The organism is Pirellula sp. SH-Sr6A (assembly GCF_001610875.1).
GTDB lineage: Bacteria > Planctomycetota > Planctomycetia > Pirellulales > Pirellulaceae > JBKCUI01.
The window spans coordinates 3337311-3359832 of sequence record NZ_CP011272.1 but is presented as its reverse complement, the minus strand read 5'-3'; the positions used below and the strand labels follow the sequence as shown (position 1 = coordinate 3359832).

Below are 22522 nucleotides of genomic sequence, written 5' to 3'. Positions count from 1 at the left end.
ACACCATGATGGAGAGCACGCATTTGTCCCGTTGTTTATCGCTGATGCTGGTGCTCGCGATTTCACTGTTTAGTCCCTCCCATGTGTTTGGACAACGGAGAAACGTCACGGCGCCGCAAGTCGAAGAGGCGATCCGCCGAGCGGTCAATTTCCTCTACTCCGAGCAAGAGAGCAACGGCGCGAATCGAGGCGGTTGGAGGGAGTACGAGACCGGTTACGGTTGCGGAAGCTCTGCCTTGGTGACATTGGCCCTCCTGAGCGCGCAGGAACGCCCCTCCGACCCTCGCTTGAAAAAGGCGCTCGATTATCTACGGCGTACAAGGCCGACAAAGACCTACGAGATCGCGCTCCACTGCATGGCGTTGTGCGCTGCGGAACCAACCCGCGATATGGCCATCATTCGCAAGGATGTCGAATCGCTCGTCGAGATCCAAGCTTCCGACGGTGGATGGGGCTACCACTTGGGAGATGGTTCTTCCGACGAATCCAACGCACAATTTGCGGTGCTGGCGCTCTGGGAAGCGAGCAAATTAGGGATCGAGATTCCCGATGCGTGTTTGGAGAAGGCGTACCAATACTGGAACAGTCGACACACCGGGTCCGGTTGGGGATACCGCAGCGAACGAGGGACCTCCGGCAGCATGACATGCGCTGGCATCGCATCCATGCTCATCCTGCGCGACGCGTCGGAGAACGTAGACGCCCGAGTGGAAAACGGAAGTATTGTCTGCTGCGGCGGTGGGGCGGACGCCATGCAGCGCGATCCTGTTTCCCTTGGCTTCGCATGGCTCGTCGCCAACTTTTCTGTTGAGCAGAATCCCTCTGGTACGGGATGGCATATCTATTATTTGTACGCGCTCGAACGGGTCGGACGATTGACGGGTCAGAGGTTTTTTGGTGAACGAGATTGGTATCGTGAGGGAGCGAGCTACCTCGTATCGGTTCAGTCCCAAGTGAAGGGTTCCATCGATGGCGGTGGGATGGAGGCTCAATCGCCCGCCACCACCACCGCTATGGCCTTGCTCTTTTTAAGCAAAGGGAAGCGGCAAGTCGTTATTGGACACCTTCGACACAGTGAAGATCGTGACTGGCAGTTGCACCGAAGAGCGGTGCAGAATCTGACCGGCCAGATCGAGAAGGTTTGGAAACGTGAGTTGGCGTGGCAATCGGTCACCTTAAAGAATGCTACCCTCGCATCGCTGCTGGAAACACCGGTTCTTTACATTAGCGGTTCCAAGGCCTTTCGGTTGACACCCGATCAACGCCAATTGCTGAAAGAATATATCGACAACGGCGGATTGATTTTTGCTGAAGCCTGCAACGGCGACGGCTGCGATGGTCGAGCATTTGACGCGACGTTTCGAGATGAAATGCAACAGATCTTCGAAAAGCCACTCACCAAGCTACCTCCGTCTCATCCTGTTTGGTTTGCCGAAACGAAGATCGATCCTTCGGCGCTGCCCGAAGATTTCTGGCTTTATGGCCTCGACGCTTGCTGCCGCACGAGCGTGATCTATTCTCCCATCAGTCTTTCATGTCGCTGGGAATTGGCTCGTCCGTGGGGAAAGACGAAAAAACATGGTCCTGCGATCGACACCGATATCGAAAACGCGGTCAAGATCGGAGTGAACCTCGCATCGTACGCGACCGGTCGGGAGTTGAAGGAAAAGCTGGATGCGGTGGAAGTCATTGCGGCACCAGCGAATTACCAAACGTTGCCCCGAGGGGTTTTGAAACTGCCGAAGATCCAACACACTGGGGGTGCCGATGATGCTTCCAGGGCGATCGTCAATCTTCTCGATGTCTACCACCGTGAAACGAAATCACTTATCGATCGCGACACGCCTCTGATCTCTTTGACCGATGAATCGATCGAACGATATCCCCTCCTTTACATTCACGGTCGAAACAAGTTTCTGTTGTCCGACGTCGAAAGAGATTGTTTGCGCAAGCACTTCGAGAACGGGGGCTTTGTTCTCGGTGATGCAATCTGCGCATCGAAGGATTTCGCGGCATCCGTTCGAGACGAGTTTCTCAGGGCCGTGCCAGATGCGAAATGGCGAAGCTTGGATCCGAAACACTCGTTCATGCTCCGCGACGAAGTGAATGGTTTCGATGGATACGATCTCTCACAAGTCGATTTGGTGGATCCGAATATCGGCACCGGAGACTTGAGCCGCGCCAAACGGGAAGGCCCTCCCGAAATCGAAGCCCTCGAGTGGAACGGACGCATCATCGCTGTCTTCTCTCCCAATGACCTGAGTTGTGCGATGGAGTCTAAACATTCGATCCAGTGCAAAGGCTATGTGCGCGACGATGCCTTCCGAATTGGTATCAATATGATTCTGTTTGGACTTTCCCAATAACGGGATCCGAAAAGGAGTCCGTACCCCGCTCGATGGTCCTTTCGATGGCTATTTAGATTTGATCTTGAGGTCGGGAAGCTTGGCTTGCAGTTCGGCGAGCGCTTTTTCGCTTACAGCCGTATCGTTTATTAGTAGATCCTTAAGATTCTTCAATCCACTCAATTCCGCGACACCTTGATCGGTAACTTTTGTCTTGCCAAGGTGGAGAAACTCGAGAGTTGGAATGGCAAGGATAGCGGGGATCGCTTCATCGCCTATCGTGGCGATATCATCAAGGTTGAGTTTCTTGAGGGATAAGCCCGCGAGCTTCTTCAAACCAGCATTCGTCACACGTGTCCTCAGAAGATTCAATTCGCTCAGTTTCGGCAATTTGGCGATCGTGTCGAGGGATGCGTCTCCTATTGCGAGCTCGCTCAACTCCAGCGATACAAGGTTCGCGAAGTTGGGCAAATACTCCGCGATCGTTTGATCGGTCACCCCGGCCGCTCCTCGTACCCGAAGCTTGGTGAGGGATGGGTTGTTGACGAAGGGGGCCAAGCACCGATTGCCGATTTCCAACCGTACCAGCGAGAGCTCTTTCAGCTTCGTCAAGGACCGAAGAGCAGCCAGTTCGTCATCGCCAATCGGACCATCGAGGATGGAGAGAGCGCCCAGGTTCTCACATTTTGCGACAGTTCCTATCCCCACCTTGGATAGCCCTCGTCCGCTCAGAGTTAGATTGCGGAGCTTCGATTGTTGAGGCAAGAACGCCAACGCTGCATCGGCCGAGCCCGCTGAGTCTGGAAATGTGCATTTGGAGAAGTCAGCAACTTGCAGATATCCCATCGCATCGAGTTTGACTTTGATGCCCGGGAATCGCGCTTCCCAATCGGCTGCGGAACGGACTTCTTGGGCGATCGCCGGCCGAGATCCGACACTCAGGCCGTCGAGGGTGAAGCTGCCGACGCCCCCGATAAGGATGATAAAGCAGGAACAAGTGCGCATGATGAAATCTCTCAGTGGAGCCTTAAACAAATTTAGGTGCGGGAGTGAAGGGAGCGATTGGGATCTTCAAGCGAGGATGTCGTTTACTACTTTACCTGCTACATCGGTGAGGCGGAAATCTCGGCCCGCATAACGATACGTCAATCGGGTGTGATCGATGCCGAGCAAATGCAAGATCGTGGCGTGGAAATCGTGAACGTGAACACCCTTCTCGGCCACGGTGGCTCCGATTTCATCGGTTTCGCCATAGGTCATTCCACCCCGAATCCCGCCACCTGCCATCCAGGAGGAGAAGCATGCGCTATGGTGGCCGCGTCCCTTGTCGCCATCCACGCCCGGTGTGCGTCCGAATTCTGTCGTCCAGACAACGAGGGTATCATGGAGCATCCCACGATCTTTCAAATCGCGCAGCAAGCCCGCAAGTGGCTTATCGATGTTCTTCGCATGTTTGGCGTGCTCCGCCATATCGCCATGCTGATCCCAATTGTGACTGCTGCTCCCATCGACCAATTCGATGAAGCGAACACCCCGTTCGGCCATTCGTCGAGCAACGAGGCACATCCATCCGAATCCTTCGTTGGTTTCTTTCGACACACCATACAACTCCAATGTGCGAGCGTCCTCTTTGGAGATATCGAAGGCATCCGGTGCATCGCTTTGCATATGAAAGGCTGTTTCAAAGCTGCGAATGCGAGCGGAAAGATCGGTGTCGGTCACTCGTTCGCTCAGGTGTTTATTGTTGAGCAGGTCAGCGAAGTCCAGCTCCAGTTGTTGTATCTTTCGCGATGCTGTGCGCGGAGCCAAGTTCGGTATGGGTTCACTTCCTCCCAGGACTCGCACACCTTGATGGTAGGCCGGCAAGAAGTCATTGTTGAAGATCTGCGTGCCTGCATATGGCATTTGCGGAGCGAGCGCAATGAAGGAGGGAAGATTCTGGTTCTCGGTGCCGAGCCCATAACTTACCCATGAACCGATGCTCGGCCGAGAAAAGAAAAATGAGCCGGTGTGCATGCCCAGCGTTGCGTTGTAATGTTCATTATCGTTCCCATTCATGGAACGAATCACACAGATGTCATCCATCCTTTCGCGCACATTGGGAAACAAATCGCTGACCAGAGTGCCGCACTCCCCTCCGGGTTTGAAATCCCAAAGTGGTTTGAGGAGAACCCGTTCCTGATTTGATAGTCCTCCCCCAACCCCTTTCTTCTTTCCGTCTGCCTTGAACAACTCCGGCTTGTAGTCGAAGGTATCCATATGGGAGGCTCCCCCATTGGAAAAGATAAAGATGACCCGCTTGGCCTTGGCTGGAAAGTGAGGTTTCTTCGGCGCGAGGGGATCGGTCTCCAATTTGGGAGACGCCGACGACGACTCGTCCGCCAATAGCTCACCGAGCATTCCGGGCATGACGAGCGATGCCCCGAACAGCGATCGAAAGACCGCTCGGCGAGACGGTGTGGACGAGCGAGTTGGGGAGAGAACCATGTTGCCAGATTCCTTAGTCGATATATAGGAACTCATTGAGGCGGAGCATGGCGCGCACCTGGGCGAACCACGCTTCGCGTTCCGATTCGTTGTCCGAATTGCCTCCCTCGCGAGCCACCTGTGCTGCTGCGAGGAGAAACCGATTCGACGCGTCCAATTCCTCTTCGGAAACCGGTCGCCCGAGGATATGTTGGTACGCGAATCGGATGCGGTTTTTTTGTTCAGGTGCGTGATCCAAGATGCGTTGGGCAATACGCTCGGCTTGCTGATGGACAAGCGGATCGTTCATCAAGGTGAGTGCTTGGATCGGGGTCGTGGTCGATGACCGCGAGCCGGTGCTCGTCGAGGGATCCGCTCCGTCGAACGTCGCGAGAAAGGGATGACGTTGAATGCGCTGTGTCATTAAATAAGCACTGCGATGCACCGACTCGTAAACGGCTTTGAACGGATTGTGTTGGGTGTATTTCCAGCTCGACGAGGGTGGAAAGGGGTGGAGTGCAGCCGGGCTCAGATTCAAATTCCCTCCGAGATGGAGAAGGGTATCGCGAATGGATTCGGCATCGAGTCGTTGGCGTCGAAACCCAGCGAGAAATTCGTTGCTGGGGTCCAAGGCGATCGCCTTGGCATCCCGGAAACTCGATAGTTGGTAGACGCGAGAGAGCATAATGTCTCGATGCAGTTTCTTGATCGACCATCCATTCTCTTGCAGACTGCACGCGAGAAAATCGAGGAGTTCCGGGTGGGTCGGAGGTTTGCCTTGCTTTCCAAAGTCGTTCGGTGTGGGGACGATTCCCCGTCCGAAATGGTATTGCCAAACGCGATTGGCGATCACCCTCGCTGTGAGAGGATTGCGTTCGGACACGATCCATTCGGCAAGCTCTCGACGCCCGCTTTCGTGGCAATCGACCGGTAGATCTCCACCTCCCATGATGGCTGGGAATCTTCGTCGAACGATGTCACCTTGCTTGGTAGGTTCCCCTTTGAATTGGACCGCGGCATCCACGGGCGACTCTCGATCGGCCACCGCGTACGCGGATTCGAAGAGGGGGGGGTGACTAGCGAATGCGTTGGCCTCCTTTTCCGCTTCTCGGTATGCCTTTTCGGCTATCGCCTTTTGGTCTTCCTTTGCCTTTTCAAACTCCTTTTTCCGTTGCCGGGCTCGTTCGTTGAGCTTGGCCAACTCCTTGTCTCGTTCCGACTGTTTCCGCAGGGTCTCTGCAAGCTCAGAGGCTGGGACCAATGGGATGAAGTCCCGTTGCTTCTGATCGAGTTCAATGCCAGGCCACGGATAACGAGTACTCGCAAAGATCCCATAGAGACCGTAATAGTCTTGCGTCGTAATGGGGTCGAATTTGTGATCGTGGCAGCGAGCGCAGTTGATGGTGACTCCGAGAAAGGCTCGACCGAGATTGTCGATGGTGTCTTCGATCGTCAGGTGCCATGGATAGTCGTCGACCCGCGAGCCGAATCGCCGCGAGTTCGACAAGTAGCCGGTGGCGACGATACGAGACTGACGCTCTGTTTCGTTCTCGCCACCACGAAGGTCGCCCGCGATTTGATCCCGCACGAATTCATCGTACGGCAAATCCCGGTTGAACGCATCGATCACCCAGTCGCGGTAGCGCGCCATTTGCGGAATTGGGAAATCGGAATTATCTCCGGCGGTATCCGAATAACGAACGACGTCCAGCCAATGCCTACCCCATCGCACTCCGTATTGTGGGGATTGGAGCAATCGATCGACCACGGTCGCAAACGCCTCGGCGGAATCGTCAGCCAGAAACGTTTCGAGCTCGGACTGCGTGGGTGGAAGACCGGTGAGATCGTAAGTGGCGCGTCGCAGAAGCGTTCGTTTGTCGGCGAGGGGCGCTGGGGTTAGCTCTCGCGACTCCAGCGAATGAAGAACGAAACGGTCGATATCGGTGATAGGCCAATCCGAATGTTGCACCGAAAGTACCGATGGTTTTGTTAAGGAACGGAACGACCAGAATTGGCGGGCCAACTCCAAGTCGATTTTTTTGCCCGTATGCTTCGTCACGACGGTGCGAGGATCAGGGGCACCGATGCGGATCCAATGAGCAAGATCTGCGATTTGTTCGTCGGAAAGTTTTTCGTCCGGAGGCATTTGCAAGTCGTCTTGGTAGCGGACCGCTCGGAGGAGCAAGCTCCCTGACTCATCGCGTGGCACGACGGCGGGTCCTAACGAACCGCCGCGACGAATCGTCCCCCGCGAGTCGACGAGAAGATTCCCTCCTAGCTCGTCCGAATCGCTGCTGTGGCATTCGTAACACTTCTCGACCAGGAGAGGACGGATCCTCTTTTCAAAGAACGCGAGATCATCATTCGAAATCGATTCTTCCACGCCATCGAATTCTCCTTTCCAAATTTCGATGCCGGAAAAGTTGGCAGCACCTCCCCGGCTCGTGACGGTGACGCTTCCATTCTTGGGGGTAATAAACCATGGGCCTAACTTTTCCCAATGGCCGGCGCCACCGCTTTTGTACTGGGAGACGACTTCGCGTCCGTCGATCGAGATGTTGTAGGTTTCCGAGTTGTTGTCTTCCCAGACGTACAAGAATAACGTGTATCGGCCGGTGGGAAGCTCGTTCAATGTGACGCGATTGCCCCCCCATCGACTGCTTCGAATCATCGTCGCCCGGGCTTTATCTGTCTCGGGTTTTAATGGAACGGACTGGCTCTCAAATCCGCGATCCGCGCAATCGAACCATGGTGCGTCGTTTCCATCCCATAGGTTTCCATCGATCGTGATCGGCGGGCCATTCAGGTTCACACCGCGATAGAAAGCGGGTGCGGGTTCTTCCTCTGCGACACTGCTACCAAGTGTTAGGCAGAGTGTGGCAAGCACAAAGCAAATGGGGAACCGCCATCGAGTGAAGTGGAACATAGCGAGCCATGGGGAGGATGAGCACTGGCTTGTTGAACATGGCAAAACACACCCATATCATAGCTCGCTCTGTGCGCAGGGGATACGGAGCGATTCTGAATCGCCCCTGCTGGCAAGGCATGTCCCTAGACGGCTGCCCGCCTGCCCGGTTCTGCTTGGTTGAGTTTGTTGTAGAGGGTTTTCAAGCTGATCCCCAGCTCTTCGGCGGCAGCGGGCTTGTTCCCGTTGTGTCGATCGATGGCCTCTTGTACCGCGAGGACTTCCATGTCTCGCAGGGTGAGAGCGGGCATGCTGGCTCGGACTTCTCGCTTCATCCGCTTATCGCAGAAATGCTTGGGGAGATGTTTGAGGCCTATCGGAGGTTTGTCGCAAAGGATCGTCGCGTATTCCACGACATTGGCAAGTTCCCGGACATTGCCAGGCCAAGGATGCTGTTTGAATGCGGCGATGGTCTCGTCGTCAAAGAGTTCATCGATGGAATCGTGTTCTGGATGGTGACGCAAATAGAGGTGTCGCGCGAGGAGCATGACGTCTTCGGAGCGTTCTCGTAGCGAAGGGACATGGATTTCGAAGGTATTGATACGAAACATCAAGTCTTCTCGAAAGGTTTGGTCCTCGACCATTTGCTCCAGATTTCGGTGCGTCGCGCACACGACGCGGACATCGACATGATGGACCTCGTTGTCGCCTACTCGACGGATATCACCGCTCTCCAAGACTCGCAGCAATTTGGCTTGCATGGGTAACGGGAGTTCGCCGATCTCATCCAAAAAAATCGTGCCCCCATCGGCCTCATGAAAGAGGCCATCCCTCTGCGAATCCGCGCCGGTGAATGCCCCCTTCTTATGTCCAAAGAGTTCGCTTTCGATCAAGTGCTCGGGGAGGGCACCACAGTTGACGGCGACGAAGGCGCGGTTGGCACGCAAGCTATGTTCGTGGACAGAGCGCGCCACCAATTCCTTACCGCATCCTGTTTCGCCTCGAATCAGGACGGAGCTGTTGGTCTTGGCAACCTTGGACACCAAGGTTGCGATGGTCTTCATTTCCTCGGATTGCCCGATCAATACCGTGCGAGCATTTTGAGGTTGTTTTGCTTTTTGAAGGGCAAGAGTGTGAAGCTTCAATCCACGCCGCGCACGCACGCGTTCAAACAGTTCGTTCATTTCGGAAAGCTTACATGGCTTGCCGATGTAATCGATAACCCCGTACTTCAGTGCGAAGACGGCAGACTCGAGAGATTGTTTACCCGTCAGGACAACACAATCCATCGTGGGCGCCATTTTCGATGCCCGTTCGATGACTTGCAGGCCATTCATGCCAGGCATGTCGAGATCGACGATCATGCAGTCGAATGTGTCCTTTTCCATCGCAGCAATCGCAGTCAATCCATCAGGGCATACCGTTACCCGGTGCCCCATGTGTGGGATCTCCATGCGCATCAGTTCTTGAAGCGAGGTCTCATCGTCCACGAATAGAATCGATAGGGGGTCATGCTGCATAACGGTACTCTCGGGGCGACGAGGGGGAATGGTCGGATGTGGTGTGTTTGGATTCGGAGGGCTGGCAAGGGATTCGCACTTCGAAGCGAGAGCCATTTCCGGCTCCCAAGCTCTTGGCTGCGATACGGCCACCGTGATCGGCGATGATTCGGCTGGTGATAGGTAGTCCTAATCCCGTTCCGCGTCCATCCCGACGGCGTGTAAAAAAAGGCTCGAAGAGATGCTGGAGAACTTCTTCGGTCATACCGCTCCCGTTGTCTTGGATAGCGAATTCGATCTGTTCGTTTTGTTGTTCGATGGTGATGGTGACCAAGCCATCGGGGCGGTTCGGATCGAGCGATTCCAACGCGTTGGTAAGAAGATTGAGAACGACTTGCTTCATCTCCTGGGGGCTGGCCCAAGCCATCATGGCCGCGGGGCCAGGGTTGAATTCGATCTTCTTCGAACGAAATTGTCCCAAGTGCCGAACCATGCCGACGACATCTTCGATCAGTTCCGCGAGATCGACATATTGGCGGCGCTCTTCGGTTCCAAGACGAGAAAAATCGAGCAGGCGTTCCGTAATTCCTTTGCATCGAAAGGCTTCGTCTTGGATTCGTCGCAAATAGGTCTTCAGGGTATCCACATCGACTCCGGTCGATTCGTCCGGTTGGGACTGGCCAGCGGTCGCGTGCAGAATACGATGCAATCGAGACTCGAGCGCTTCGGCGCTCCATGCGATCGATGCCAGTGGATTGTTGATTTCATGGGCTACTCCAGCTGCCAGGAATCCAACGCTCGCGAGCTGCTCGTTCCGAATGACCTCGCGCGACCTCTCTCGAACTTGTTCATGCAGATCGCGTTGGATGCTGAGAAAGCTGGCTACACCCAAGTTGATCGCGTCCGCCAGCTCCGCCAATTCGTCCTTGCTGTCCGCTCCAATCCGAATGGTGAAGTCCCCGGCGGCGACACGTCGGGCACCAGCGAGCAACTCTTTGAATGGTCGAATCACGGCTCGCCGCGCGTAGCTGATCAAGCCGATCAGCATGACACCCGCCACCAACGCGCTGCTCCAAGTCAGCACGATCCAAGTTCGATAGCGATCTCGCACATCCTCTCGAAAGCTGGACATCTTTTCCGCGAGCAACATAGGAAGCTCGTGAGCAAGATTGGAAAGTTCTGCCAATTGTTCCTGCAGATGCTGAGCCGAGGGTGCGTCGAAGTTTTCCGCCAGAACCGATCGTTGTTGCGAATCGATCTCTTGAATCAAGTCGCTGATTTCGGCCACCAAAGCCAGTTCTTGAGAACGGTCTGCCAAGAAGAGTTCGTCTTCATCGGAAGATTCCAATCGAGCCCGATATCGACTGAGGATGCTGCGAACTCGCTCCAGCCCCTTTTGGAATTGAAGGCTTCGCATCTCCCGTTCGTATTCACGATCGAGCCGAAACTTCATCGGCTCCTTGATGTCGATCGTGCGATCTTGATTCCGCAATGCGTCGATCGAACGAGTCAGTGCGGCGGTCATCGGCATTTCCAAGGCACGCTCTCCGAGCGTGGCGGCCAAATCGCGGTACGCGTAGACACCTCGAAAACTGCTGTAGCCCAAAACGGCGATCACCAGTCCGAGGACCACCATTGAGACAAGCAGCTTTTTTCGAATCGTCCAGTTCGGAACGTTGGGGATCCACATTGCGAACTCCTTAACGAACGATCGCGCTATCCCACGGAACGCCGCGATAGCTGGCGCGCGGGAAGGCTTGAGGAGGGGCGACGGGCGGACTGACGATCGCTTGAGGATCGCCATTGGTCAGTTCGACCAGATTGATGACTTGATGGCCGCTCGTACTGGGGAACGTGAACTGGGTACCGGGGTCTCCATTCATGCCATTGACAACATACGATCCGACTGTGAGATCCAATTCCAAGGGAGGATCATTCGAACCAGGAATCAACTGGATCTTGATTTTATGCGGAAGCGATGTTTGTACCGCACCGTAATATTGATGATCCGATTGGAACGCATTCGCAATCAATCGACCGGATGGATCCCTCAAGAAGACCTGACGGGTCAAACCATATAGAGGATCGATCACGAGGGTTCGAAGATAATTCCCAGAAGGAGAAGGAACGGAGGTTGTGATCTGCCACAACCCATCGGCTTGCGTAACAGGTGCCTGCACCATCTGATAAGTGTCGAGCGAGTTGATTCCCAACGCTTCGATAATCCAGATCGGGGACACGGGCAAAATACGTCGGTTGATCTGCGCATCGAACAGGTCGTGTCGCGCAAAGTATAGTTCCGGCGTCATCCCACTTCGGACGCTCATCCAAAAGGCCTCGTTGTTGCTGCCAAGGTCAAAGCCTTTGAAGCCTGCGACAGTTCCCGTCATTCGAAAGTACTTGGGGCGAAGCCAAGTCAGGTTGGCATTGAGATTGAGCTCATTGTTCACGCGGACTGCGACCGAATTGGATTGCAGCGATTGGATCGTATTGGATCGATTGAGAACCTCTGCCAATTGCTCCACGGAAGGGGGAGATTGAAAGAGTTGCGTCGGCTGAAATTCGGGAATAGAGCGTTTGGGAAGACAAGTAGCACCCGTCGACACGAACAAAATGGCGATGGACCACCAGATCGGTAGCAGGCCGAGAACGGTTCTACTTCTTGGAAGATTATTCCTCGGCATAGAGCAACTCCGCCAACTTTGCTTGCAATACTGAGGACTGCTCGCGGTCGGCCGGGACGATCGGAACGTCCAGCACGCGATCGTCGGCAGCGAATCGAAGCGACATGTGCGTCGGCTCGTCGAGGTCGGATTCCTGCATCGCTGCTTCGAATGATTCCACTTCGATGAGGACGCGGCGACGAACCAACAACAGTGCGAGCAAATAAGCGAGCGACTCTTGACCCGCCGTATCGAGCAGTGCCTCCAGCGTATCGACGAGTACGCGAGGGGGAGCAAGGGTCTTGCCGGTCGTTTTCTTGCTAGGAATGGATGTCTTCCACCAACCGACCGTATCCGCGTCCGGACCTGACCAAGCGTCCAGGCCGAAGTCTCGACGCACCAGTTCGCTACCCTTCTGAACAATAGCCGAAATGTATCGCTCCCCAGGTTCGAGAGGACGATTGTTTCGATAGCATTTCCGGGATGATCGTTGAATCGCATATTCCTGCATACCGTCGGCTTGTAACAGATCGGTTTGCCGGAGGCCAGATCATTCGGCCGGCTGTCTCACTACGCGTCCAGCTCGGGATCCAACGGAGCCGGTGTATCGGGCTCGAAGATTTTCCAACCGGCGGCGAGGATCATGGCCCGTCCCAGCACATAGATCGAGATCCCCATGACAACCCCGATTAAATCGGCGGCAAAGTCATACCAGTCAGCCGTTCGACCGACCGGTATCTGCAGCAACTCATCGATGGCTGCATAAGCGACGCAAACCGCGATGGCGACGGCAACATTGATCCAACGGTTGCGTTTGGTCGGGATGGCCCAAGCGACGAGAAACGAGAGGCCGGTGAAGGCCCCTGCGTGCAAGAATTTGTCATTGGCACGAATCTGGCTCATCACCGCATTCGGCGGGATGTGGGTGCCAATGAACAACAGAATCCAGTAGGCCGACAGCAACACGACTGCCCATCGAAGGCCATAGACGGTTGCTTTCATGCGAAGGGCTCAGTTGGATTCGAGAAAGAAAAAACGGGCGTCAGCTCGACGCCCGTTTTGCGTGATAGTCTATTGGAAGGATCGAGATCAATCCCACCACCACTGATTCTCTCGCAGGTCAGCAGGGGCGCCCATCGACTCTGCTTTTTCCTCGACGGCCTTGTCGACCGAGACAGTGGAGGGGTTTACAAGCTTTCGTGCGGCGATGTGGACACCGCCCCCGATTGGAGTCATCAACTGGGATTCCTTCCAAATCGCATTGATGGCTGTCTCGACTTGGGTGACTTCCGTCCCGGTGCTGACTGCGAATTGATTCTCATTGCCAAAGATCCCTAGGTTCCAACTCGCCTTTTCGTACAGATTGCGATCTTGGATGAAGGCTGCGGCGATGCTCATGTCGAACAAGTTGCGCATTTCGTGGAAAACGGGGGTAACGTCGGCGATCAGATCAAACTTTTCGGTGAACTCGCGGGTGAACCCGACGCTCGCTGGATCGCCGGATTTCCCCGTATCCTTTCGCTTGCCGTCGGATTGAACACCTTCGAGCGCTCCAGAAAGCTTCACACCTCGACCGGCCAAGTGCATCGCGGTACCTGCTTCATTAGTCGCGACCGTCGAATAATCTGCTTCAAAGTACCAGCGTTGGAGGGCATTGCCACCGGGGTTGGGGCGGGAACGCTGGATCCATGTGGTCATTGGGACGATGGGGTCTTGAAGTCCGATCCCGATCAGCTTCATGCGATAGTCTGCCTCGACGAGAACGCGCGCGAAGTGAGTCGATTTGGGAACACCCTTGATCGTAACGGTTTGCATTCCCAAGGCATTTTTCATTCCGGCCACAAGCGGTCGGATGTCCGAGGGAGCTTGGCCGCCGAACTGCGAATGGAATTGCTTCATTCGCTTGAGCCCCTCCTGGGTTGGGTCGATGGAACAACCGATGGACTTGGTCGCCCCGCCATTGGGTCCGAAGGCACGCAAAGCGACGATCAGATCATCGAGTCGGAGTGTTGCGCGGCCGTTGGAAAGACCGACAAATCGTCCAGAACCATCGGCGTACCACTGATCCGCCGGGCCTGCGATCACGATGTCTTGGGTTTCAGGAAGATAGAGGACATACTCCAAACGTTGCAGTCCTGCGATACTCCAAACTTCGTCGTTCAGAGGTTGCCCCGCATCCAGCTGCTTGGAGACAAATTTTTCCAGACGATTCAGCGAGACCTTTCGCATCGGAGACTTTTTCAGCTCCCCGGGAGGGGTGCTTTGCAGCGTCGCCATCCGCTGGGCGGCCGCGACCCGAGGGTCGACCTGCATCACGCGCAGAACGCCGGTCGCGTCGATGTCGATCCCTGCGAGGCCGTTGGCGCCGTTGTTATTATTGTTGTTGTTATTGTTGTTATTATTATTGTTGTTGTTGTTATTGTTATTGTTCTGGGCTAACAACGTTCCGCTCGCGCTGCCGAGAATGGCAACCATTGCCAGTGTGCAAGCTGTACGTAAGAAGAAGTGGTAACGCATGCCGAGCAGCCCTGTGGATGTGCGATTCGTCGAAAAGGAGGACACGGACCTCCGGCGACTGGAAGCCCTCACTCCTCAAGAATAGTTGCCAAACAGCGGGTCCGCAAGAATTTGCTGCAAACGGCTCTCGACAATTCTTTATAGCTTTTTCCGGGATTATCGCCGGAATTCCTCAAGCTTTCTTGACCGGAAATCACAGAAAAGGCTATTCCGTCCATTCGGCGTCTGCATGCGTTGGTGCGGCTCCCGCGGGTCCAACCGTTCTAGTTCCTTTGCCAGCATTGGCTTCAGCGTGGTTTTTCGGTACCTTCCTATCCTCGCGATTGCTGCGATTCTCGGTCTTTCCCCGGGGATTCCGAACGCCGCTGCGCAAACCCGTGTGCAGCTCCCGAACAATACCTACCCAGTCCCTACAACCGGCGGGTACCCCGCGCCAACCGCTCCCGCCTGGGGGGCCCCCACCGCTGGCGCCTACCCGCCCAGCGTTCTCCCTACCACCCCGTCAACCGGCTTCGATCCCTATTTCCGGCCCAGTTCGCAACCGATGTTTTCCAACACGCCGAATTGGAACCTCGGGAATCTGTTCAACTGGAACACCTCCGCTCCCGTCATTCCACTCGGGCCCGCTAACCCGGGGGTCTATCCCAACTATCCGAACCCAACTGCCGGAACGGGATTGCCGACGACGAACCCGTGGGGAACCACCCCTGGCGTCTACCCCAACGGCTACCCTTCGAATGTCTATCCCAACACGACCCCCAACGTGTTGTTTCCCGGAACGAATAACCCTCCCCTCAATACCAACTGGAATTTCAATAGCCCGTTCGGTGCACCGCAAGGTTCAGGATGGTGGAACAATTTCTGGAATAACACCTCTTCCAACGTGAACTATGGCTCGAACCAAGTCGTGCGGCTCTTTCAAGGGGCTCGCTTCCGTCACACGTGGCTCAGCGGAACCAACGGGTTCAGCAACAGCGACGCGAATTCGATCGAAAGCAACGACACCGATGTTTCTTTGGTATTCGGGATCCCCAATTTCTTAAATAGTACCCGGTCCCTCTATATCATCCCTTCCTACTCGCACCACCTTTGGGACGGTCCGAGCGTTCCGGGTAGCGATTTGCCGAGCAAGGCCTTCAGCGGGTTTCTCGACGCCGGTTGGGATACGAATCCCCTCCAAACGCTCGGGGTGGAACTCGGGGTTCGCGTGGGGGTCTTTTCCGACTTCGAATCGGTCAGCTCCGATAGTATCCGCGTAATGGGTAAGGCGCTCGGGCGGTTGCGATTGACTCCAAACGCGACGGCCAAGGCGGGGGTGTTTTATCTGGATCGAAACAAAATCAAACTATTGCCCGCGCTCGGAGTCCTCTGGGCACCTAATCCCGACTCTCGTTTCGATATCTTCTTTCCTGAACCGAAGCTTTCGCATTACGTGTCTACCGTCGGCAATACGGATATATGGTGGTATCTCACCGGCTATTACGGCGGTGGCACGTGGACTATCGAGCATACCGACGGTGCAAACGACGAAATCGATATCAACGACATCCGCGTTATGCTCGGTCTGGAGTTCGGTCGATCGGATCAAATCCGGCAAGGCTTCCGATTGGGCTTCGTCGAAATGGGATATGCGTTCGACCGAGAGCTGATTTATCGCTACCGACCCACCAGCAATCTCGAGCTGGAAAACAGTATCGTGATCCGCGCCGGCCTGGCGTACTGAACGCTATACGAATCGGCGTGGCATACGAAAGCGGGTGCTTGCTGCTAAACTTGACGATTGGACTTCGAGGCCCACCGGCCCGAAACTCGGTTCCAAACGATCAAGACGAACAACAATGCTGCGACGATTTTTCTTCCTCCTGGTGTCCGTTCCCTTCTTCCTGGCGTCGCCGTCTCCTGTCCAATCGCAAATTCTCGACAAGGAGAAAATGCTGCAGCGCGAGACCTTTTGGGATAATCGGGACTGGAACTGGTACTCCAACCAGATTCCTTTTTTTGATTGCCCCGATCGAGAGATCACCACGACGTATTACTACCGTTGGGATCTTTTGACGAAACACTTGACGTACGGGTCCCCCCATAGCGGCTATTCCTTCACGGAGTTCATCGACCGACCGTTTTGGTCGGGGGCCTACGGAGCCATCAGTTGTCCAGCTGGTTTTCAACTTTATGAGTCGCGCTGGCTCCGCTCCCCTCGCATTGCAACGGACTATCTGAAGTACTGGTTCCGCACCCCCGGCGCGCAACCCCGCAATTACTCCACTTGGCTGGCCGACTCCGCTGTTGCGGTGGATCAAGTCCATCCGAACCGCGAGGCCTTGATCGATCTTCTACCTGATCTGATCGCGAACTTCGAAGGCTGGGAGAAGCGTCATTTCGTCCCCGAGGTAGGACTGTTTTGGCAAACCGGACACGACGATGGCATGGAGCTCAATATCAATAGCCGCCAAACGCAAGACATTCTTCGGGGAGCACCTAGCTATAGGCCTTCCTTCAACAGCTACATGTGGGCCGATGCCAAAGCGATCGCGCAGATCGCGACCCTGGCAGGCAAGGCGGAGATTGCAGCACAGTATACGGCCAAGGCAGAGGCGCTGCGGTCTCGCATGTTGGAACGGATGTGGGATCCCAAACGGCAGTTCTTCTTCCCTGTTCTCAAGAACGATGAACAGAGAGATGGCTTTACACAAAAAGCGCTCTCCCGCACCTACGAGAGTGGACAATTCGCGGGGGATTCGCACGGCAGGGAGTTGATTGGCTACGTGCCGTGGCAGTTCGGCGTGCTGAAGGGGAAAACGTCATTCGATGCAGCCTGGTTGAAGTTGATGGACCGCGATGGATTCTATGCCGACTTCGGCCCCTCCACCGTCGAGCGAAACGATCCGATGTTCCTCTTGCAGAAGAGTTGCTGCTGGTGGAGCGGTCAGTCTTGGCCCTACGCCACGACCCAAACTCTCAAAGGTCTCGCCAATTACCTTCAAAGCGGCGGGGATCAGATTGCTGCGGCGGATTACGTCGATCTCCTCGGTATCTATGCGCGTTCGCATCGAAAGGATGGCAAACCTTATTTGGCTGAAGCGCTCCACCCCGATACCGGTTCATTCGAAGGGCACGATGGCTACAATCATTCGGAACATTACTTCCACTCTGGCTATTGCGATCTGGTGATCACAGGCTTGGTCGGGCTCGTACCTCGGGGCGATGCGACACTCGAGATCCGACCGCTCGCACCAGACGATTGGGAGTATTTCGCATTGGATGAGGTTCCGTACCGCGGGCATCTGATTTCCGTCGTATGGGATCGAGAGGGAAACAAATATGGTCATGGCAAAGGACTGCATGTCTTGGTGGACGGAAAGCGAGCTGGCCACTCTTCAACATTGCGAGCGTTGATATTGCCCAATGCTGTTCCTGGGCAAGGCATCGAGGCGGACAGCCCCAAACAGTCCAGTGTTCCCACCAACTTTGCCGTGAACAACGACGGAACTTACTTCCCCCGTACCGCTACGTCGTACACGGCTTCGGGAACCTCGACAAGCAAACTGAACGATGGCAATTATTGGTATCTGCGCCATCCCCCCAATCGATGGACCTGCGAGGGATCTGCAAGCCAAGAAGATTGGATCGAAATCGACTTCGGAGTCGAAAGAGAAATCAATTCGGTGCAACTCTATGTTCTGGACGATCGAGCGGATGCGAACCCATCTCCTATTCGCGCGCCGGCTTTGGTTCGTTTGGAAGCTATGGTCGAGAACGATTGGGAGAATATCGAAGCGAGTGCGTCACTCCCGCGGCCTGAGGGGCATCGACCATATGTCTTGTCGTTTCCCCCAAAGAAGGTTCGAAAGTTGCGGACGTGGCTCGTGCATGATGGATCATGGCGATCGGGACTAACCGAAATCGAAGCTTGGGGGGATGCCATCTTGCCGATCGCAACGGTACCGCCTCCCGCAGGCAACTTGGCATTCAACGATGGTTCGAAAGAATTCCCGCGCGCCACCAGCAGTCACCATGACCGTTTTGGAGGCGTCCCCAAGTCCGCGATCGATGGGATTACGAACTTTCTTCCGTCGCCGACCAATCGGTGGACCAGCTACGAGTCCAAGACCGAATCGGATTGGTTGGAGATCGATTTTGGCAAGCCGACAGAATTTCGTCGCGTCGAGCTTGGTATCTACGATGATCGGGGAGGGGTTCAACCGCCCACCTCGATCGCCTTCCAAGCTTGGAATGGCACGGAATGGAAGGCGATTCCAGAAGTGGTTCTGTCGCCCTCCAAGCCGACGGGTAGTCAGTGGAATACTGCAAGATTTCCCGCCACTGCCGCATCCAAGCTTCGCATCCTATTCACACACTCCGGCGCAGCGCGTAGCGGTGTGACGGAAGTCATGGTGTGGAACGATTGATCGACGTGTGGGTGCATTACAGGCTTAGCGTGCGTTGGATTCTCGCGATCGAGCGTTCTTTCCCGAAGAGGCACAAGTAATCGAAGAGGGTAAGTCCCGATGTCTTGCCCGTCAGGGCGATTCGAAGACCTGCCATAAAGTTCCCGAGCTTGATACCACGACCCTCGACGTAGGACTTCAGGGTAGGTTCGAAGTCGGATTGGAGCGTGCTCGTAGACGAGCGGATGACCTCGCAGAAACCTTGGACGGCCTCGACCACTGCCGCGTCTCCCTTTAGCTTCTTGGCCATCGCATCGGAGTCGATCGAGAACGCATCGTCCGGTGTGAACAGTTCATCGAATTGAAGGATATCTCCTGCCACTTTGATTCGATCTCCGGCGGCGGTAACGACCTGCGTGAGGAACTCCGCAATGTCGCAGGGGGGAGGGGTTGGCACCCAGCCCGCCTTTTGAAGATAAGGCAAAACCATCGCGACCTTTTTCTTGGCATCGAGCTGGTTCATCCAACGGGTTTGGAACGCGACCAGTTTTTGAGGGTCAAACGACGCGGGAGCCTTGTTGACCCGCGCTAGGGAGAAGTGCTGAATAGCATCGGCGAGAGAAAAATGCTCGGTGCTGTCATCGAGAGACCAGCCGAGCAGCAGCAAGTAATTCAGGACCGCTTCGGGGAGAAAACCCGTCTCGCGATAGAAATCGACGACGACAGGATTGAAAGTCTCGGGTGCAACATTGAGTTTCGCTCGCTCGGCGATCGTCGCCCCGAGTTGATTGAGCGCTGCGAAGTCTTTCTGCTTCAGATACTTATCCAGTTTTCGTTTGCTCAGCTTGGCCGTTCCACCGGGCTCGGCGACGTAGGGAAGGTGGGCATAGATGGGCAAAGGGTAACCGAGAGACTGGGCGATGAAGATCTGGCGGGGCGTGTTGGGTAAATGCTCGACCGCTCGTACCACATGGGTGATTTGAAAATCGAAATCGTCGACGACGTTGGCCAAGTGGTAAAGGCAAGTCCCGTCGGCACGCTGGATCACGTGATCTTGTTCATCGCTCCAAGCGAACGAGCAATCCCCGCGGATCAAATCGTGGAATTGGCAGTGACCTTCGCGAGGCATTTTGAGTCGAACCACCGCTTCCCGGCCTTGGGCGCGAAACTGTTCGATCTTCTCTGGAGTATCCCCCATGAACGCCCGGTCGTAGAGGAACGATTTGCCGCTCGATTCGGCGGCCGCCCGCTGGGTCGCCAGTTCCTCTGCGGTCGCGAAGTCGTAGTAGGCGGCCCCGGATTCGAGCAATCGAGCAACGGCGGCTTCGTAAGAATTCGAGCGTTGGGATTGGAAGTAGGGAGCGAAGGGGCCTCCCACCTCCGGACCTTCGTCCCAGTTCAATCCCAACCATCGGAACCCATCCAAAATAGGTTGCAACGCCGCTTGCACATTTCGATTTTGGTCGGTGTCGTCGATGCGAAGAAGGAATTGGCCACCCGACTGTTTCGCTAGCAAATAGTTGAACAGTGCGGTGCGCACTCCGCCGATGTGCAAGTATCCGGTGGGGCTGGGGGCAAATCGGGTTCGTACGGTCATGGATGTCAATCGACTCTGTGTAACAAGCAAAAAATAACAAGCGATCGATGCGAGCAAACGCTAGCGTTAATGCCCCGATCAGGAGGAGGCGCTCACCGATGTTGTAATGTGATACCAAAGGGATTAGATTCCTTCGAGTGCTGCTGCTGCACGAACGGAGACTATTTCCCAGGGATGGTGTATCGCATGATTCGCAAAGCGTTGGTTGCGTTCGGATTGGTCGGTTTCGGGGTGATCGCCGGTGTCACCTTGCACGGCGCATTGCGATTTCCAGTCGCCACCGGGCAGCCTCCCGTTTTTCCGGCCGAATCGACTCCCGTCGGTGCGATTCCCAGCGCCGACCCCCCGCCTGCCTCCTTCTTCCCCTCAGCACCATCGACCGTGCCCGTTCCGGTCGCAGGTCCCCTGCCGATCGGTATCGATATGGGAGACGGATTTTATGCGATGACCGCCGAGGAGGCGTTGAATGTCTCGGTTTACGACCGGGCCAATCGCAGCGTGGTGAACATCTCCACCACCACCCTTCGCCCGGAGAGCATGCTGGTGAGCATGGAGGTCGAGGGGAACGGCAGTGGTGTTGTGATGGATAAGCAAGGACTTATCTTGACCAACTACCACGTCATTAGCGGGTCCCAAAAAGTGACCGTGACTCTCTTCAACGGCGATGCTTACCCAGCGAGCTTGGTCGGACAAGACGCCGACAACGATATCGCGGTATTACAAATCAGTGCACCTGAGACGGCCCTCTTTCCTGTTCCATGGGGGGATTCCAGCAATCTGCGTGTTGGGCAGCATGTCGTCGCGATCGGCAATCCATTCGGACTGGAGCGCACGATGACGACGGGGATCATTTCCAGTCTCAATCGTCAGATTCGGTCAAAGACCAAGCGGCAGATTCATTCGATCATTCAAATCGACGCCGCGTTGAACCAAGGAAACTCGGGGGGGCCATTGCTCAATTCTCGGGCAGAGCTGATCGGGATGAACACGGCCATCGCGACGCGCAGCGGCGACAATGCGGGGATCGGATTCGCCATACCCATCAACACGATCAAACGGGTGGTTTCGCAATTGTTGACGCATGGCAAAGTCATTCGACCCACGATCGGGATCTTGCAAGTCTTCGAGACCGATCGCGGTCTGCTGGTGGTGAACGTAACACCCAATGGTGCGGCGGAGCGAGCTGGAATCCGTGGATCCAAATTAGCGCGTCGAAAAAATCGGGTCGGGCTCCTGCAAGTCGAGCAAGAGATCGTCGATCACAGCCAATCCGATTTGATCGTCGGTATCGATGGCCAAAAAGTGAAACGTTCCGATGATTTGCTGGGCGTCATCGAATCGAAACGGCCGGGGGACCAAGTGGTATTGTCGGTGGTACGAGGAGGAGAAACGGTCCAGGTGCCGATCACCCTTGGGGGACATGAGTCCAACTAGCCAGCAAGGCGCCTAGGCGAAGATGATTTTGGCGAAATCGCTTGCTACCGGTGCAGGATTGGTGCAGACTACGTCTCCTCCGGTATCGCGCGAGCGACGCACGGGGCTGAATTCCGCAACAACTCTTTGAAGACTTCCATGCGATGAGTACCGCAACCCTTGCACCTTTGCAGCTTCTGCCCGCCAAGACAATCGATGGCCGCAAACCGAAGCGAGAGGATGTGCCGTCGAGCGAAGTCCTGTGTGCATACTGCACGGCGAAGTGCTGCCGTTACTTTGCGATGCCGATCGACACACCGACGACCGAACAGGACTTGGATTTCATCCGTTGGTACCTGCTACACGACCGCGCCTCGGTCTTCATCGAGGACGAAACGTGGTACTTGCTGGTTCACACCGATTGCAAACATCTCCAGGCGGATCATCGCTGTGGTATTTACGAGACCCGTCCCCAAATTTGTCGCGACTACTCGACCGACAATTGCGAATTCGACGAGGACGCCGTTTACGAGATGTATTTCGAGACCGCTGAACAGGTAGCCGAATACATGGAAGCGCGATTCCATTCCAGCGACTTGAGCGCGCTCCGATCCCCCGAACCAAATCCGCTCGCTATCCTGTCCTAGTTCGGCGGTTCCACGTCCGACCGTTAGTTCGCGTTGTTCAATCCGAACGGTCGCGGTAGCATGCAAGCTTTCCTTGCCGCGA

General features: G+C 55.4%; 15 protein-coding genes. 5 read left to right on the top strand and 10 right to left on the bottom strand.

Translation table 11 applies throughout. From position 1 onward, the window contains the following. Positions 1-5 precede the first annotated feature (5 nt). Positions 6-2366, top strand: a complete 2361-nt coding sequence (locus tag VN12_RS12975) for a DUF4159 domain-containing protein (protein ID WP_146677239.1) — start codon at positions 6-8, stop codon at positions 2364-2366. Positions 2367-2414: 48 nt separating this feature from the next. Here VN12_RS12975 and VN12_RS12970 read toward each other — a convergent pair whose 3' ends face one another. From VN12_RS12970 to VN12_RS12930, 9 genes are all read right to left on the bottom strand, one after another. Next, positions 2415-3350, bottom strand: a complete 936-nt coding sequence (locus tag VN12_RS12970; protein WP_146677238.1) for a hypothetical protein — start codon at positions 3348-3350, stop codon at positions 2415-2417. A 66-nt stretch (positions 3351-3416) separates the two neighbouring features. Then, positions 3417-4832: a DUF1501 domain-containing protein gene (locus VN12_RS12965; protein ID WP_146677237.1), complete on the bottom strand. Its 1416-nt coding sequence runs from the start codon at positions 4830-4832 to the stop codon at positions 3417-3419. Positions 4833-4845: 13 nt separating this feature from the next. Next, positions 4846-7737, bottom strand: a complete 2892-nt coding sequence (locus tag VN12_RS12960) for a DUF1553 domain-containing protein (protein WP_146677236.1) — start codon at positions 7735-7737, stop codon at positions 4846-4848. A gap of 125 nt (positions 7738-7862) precedes the next feature. After that, positions 7863-9236 carry a sigma-54-dependent transcriptional regulator gene (locus VN12_RS12955; RefSeq protein ID WP_146677235.1) on the bottom strand — a complete coding sequence of 458 codons (1374 nt, stop codon included), beginning with the start codon at positions 9234-9236 and terminating at the stop codon, positions 7863-7865. Continuing rightward, the gene (locus VN12_RS12950; RefSeq protein ID WP_168164383.1) at positions 9226-10905 is read right to left on the bottom strand and encodes an ATP-binding protein; all 1680 of its coding nucleotides are present in this window, start codon (positions 10903-10905) and stop codon (positions 9226-9228) included. The genes VN12_RS12955 and VN12_RS12950 overlap by 11 nt, the downstream gene beginning before the upstream one ends. A 10-nt stretch (positions 10906-10915) precedes the next feature. Then, positions 10916-11899: a hypothetical protein gene (locus VN12_RS12945; RefSeq protein WP_146677233.1), complete on the bottom strand. Its 984-nt coding sequence runs from the start codon at positions 11897-11899 to the stop codon at positions 10916-10918. Then, a complete protein-coding gene (locus VN12_RS12940) occupies positions 11886-12278 on the bottom strand; it encodes a hypothetical protein (protein WP_146677232.1) in 393 nt (130 codons plus the stop codon). The genes VN12_RS12945 and VN12_RS12940 overlap by 14 nt, the downstream gene beginning before the upstream one ends. Positions 12279-12448: 170 nt before the next feature. Continuing rightward, positions 12449-12880: a VanZ family protein gene (locus VN12_RS12935; protein WP_146677231.1), complete on the bottom strand. Its 432-nt coding sequence runs from the start codon at positions 12878-12880 to the stop codon at positions 12449-12451. An 87-nt stretch (positions 12881-12967) separates the two neighbouring features. Beyond that, complete coding sequence (locus VN12_RS12930) at positions 12968-14353, bottom strand: DUF1598 domain-containing protein (protein WP_205855028.1); 1386 nt, start codon at positions 14351-14353, stop codon at positions 12968-12970. A gap of 334 nt (positions 14354-14687) precedes the next feature. On the opposite strand from VN12_RS12930, the gene VN12_RS12925 reads away from it, so the two are divergent. Then, positions 14688-16118, top strand: coding sequence for a hypothetical protein (locus tag VN12_RS12925; RefSeq protein ID WP_146677229.1), 1431 nt, complete (start codon positions 14688-14690; stop codon positions 16116-16118). Positions 16119-16233: 115 nt separating this feature from the next. Further along, the gene (locus tag VN12_RS12920) at positions 16234-18804 is read left to right on the top strand and encodes a discoidin domain-containing protein (protein WP_146677228.1); all 2571 of its coding nucleotides are present in this window, start codon (positions 16234-16236) and stop codon (positions 18802-18804) included. A 16-nt stretch (positions 18805-18820) separates the two neighbouring features. Here VN12_RS12920 and gltX read toward each other — a convergent pair whose 3' ends face one another. Then, positions 18821-20380, bottom strand: coding sequence for a glutamate--tRNA ligase (gene gltX, locus VN12_RS12915; protein ID WP_146677227.1), 1560 nt, complete (start codon positions 20378-20380; stop codon positions 18821-18823). Between the two features lie 186 nt (positions 20381-20566). Here gltX and VN12_RS12910 point away from each other — a divergent pair, with 186 nt between their 5' ends. Both VN12_RS12910 and VN12_RS12905 read left to right on the top strand, forming a co-directional pair. Continuing rightward, positions 20567-21814, top strand: a complete 1248-nt coding sequence (locus VN12_RS12910; protein ID WP_205855027.1) for a S1C family serine protease — start codon at positions 20567-20569, stop codon at positions 21812-21814. Positions 21815-21957: 143 nt separating this feature from the next. Continuing rightward, on the top strand, positions 21958-22440 hold the full coding sequence (locus VN12_RS12905) for a YkgJ family cysteine cluster protein (RefSeq protein WP_146677226.1): 483 nt from the start codon (positions 21958-21960) through the stop codon (positions 22438-22440). Positions 22441-22522: the final 82 nt, after the last annotated feature.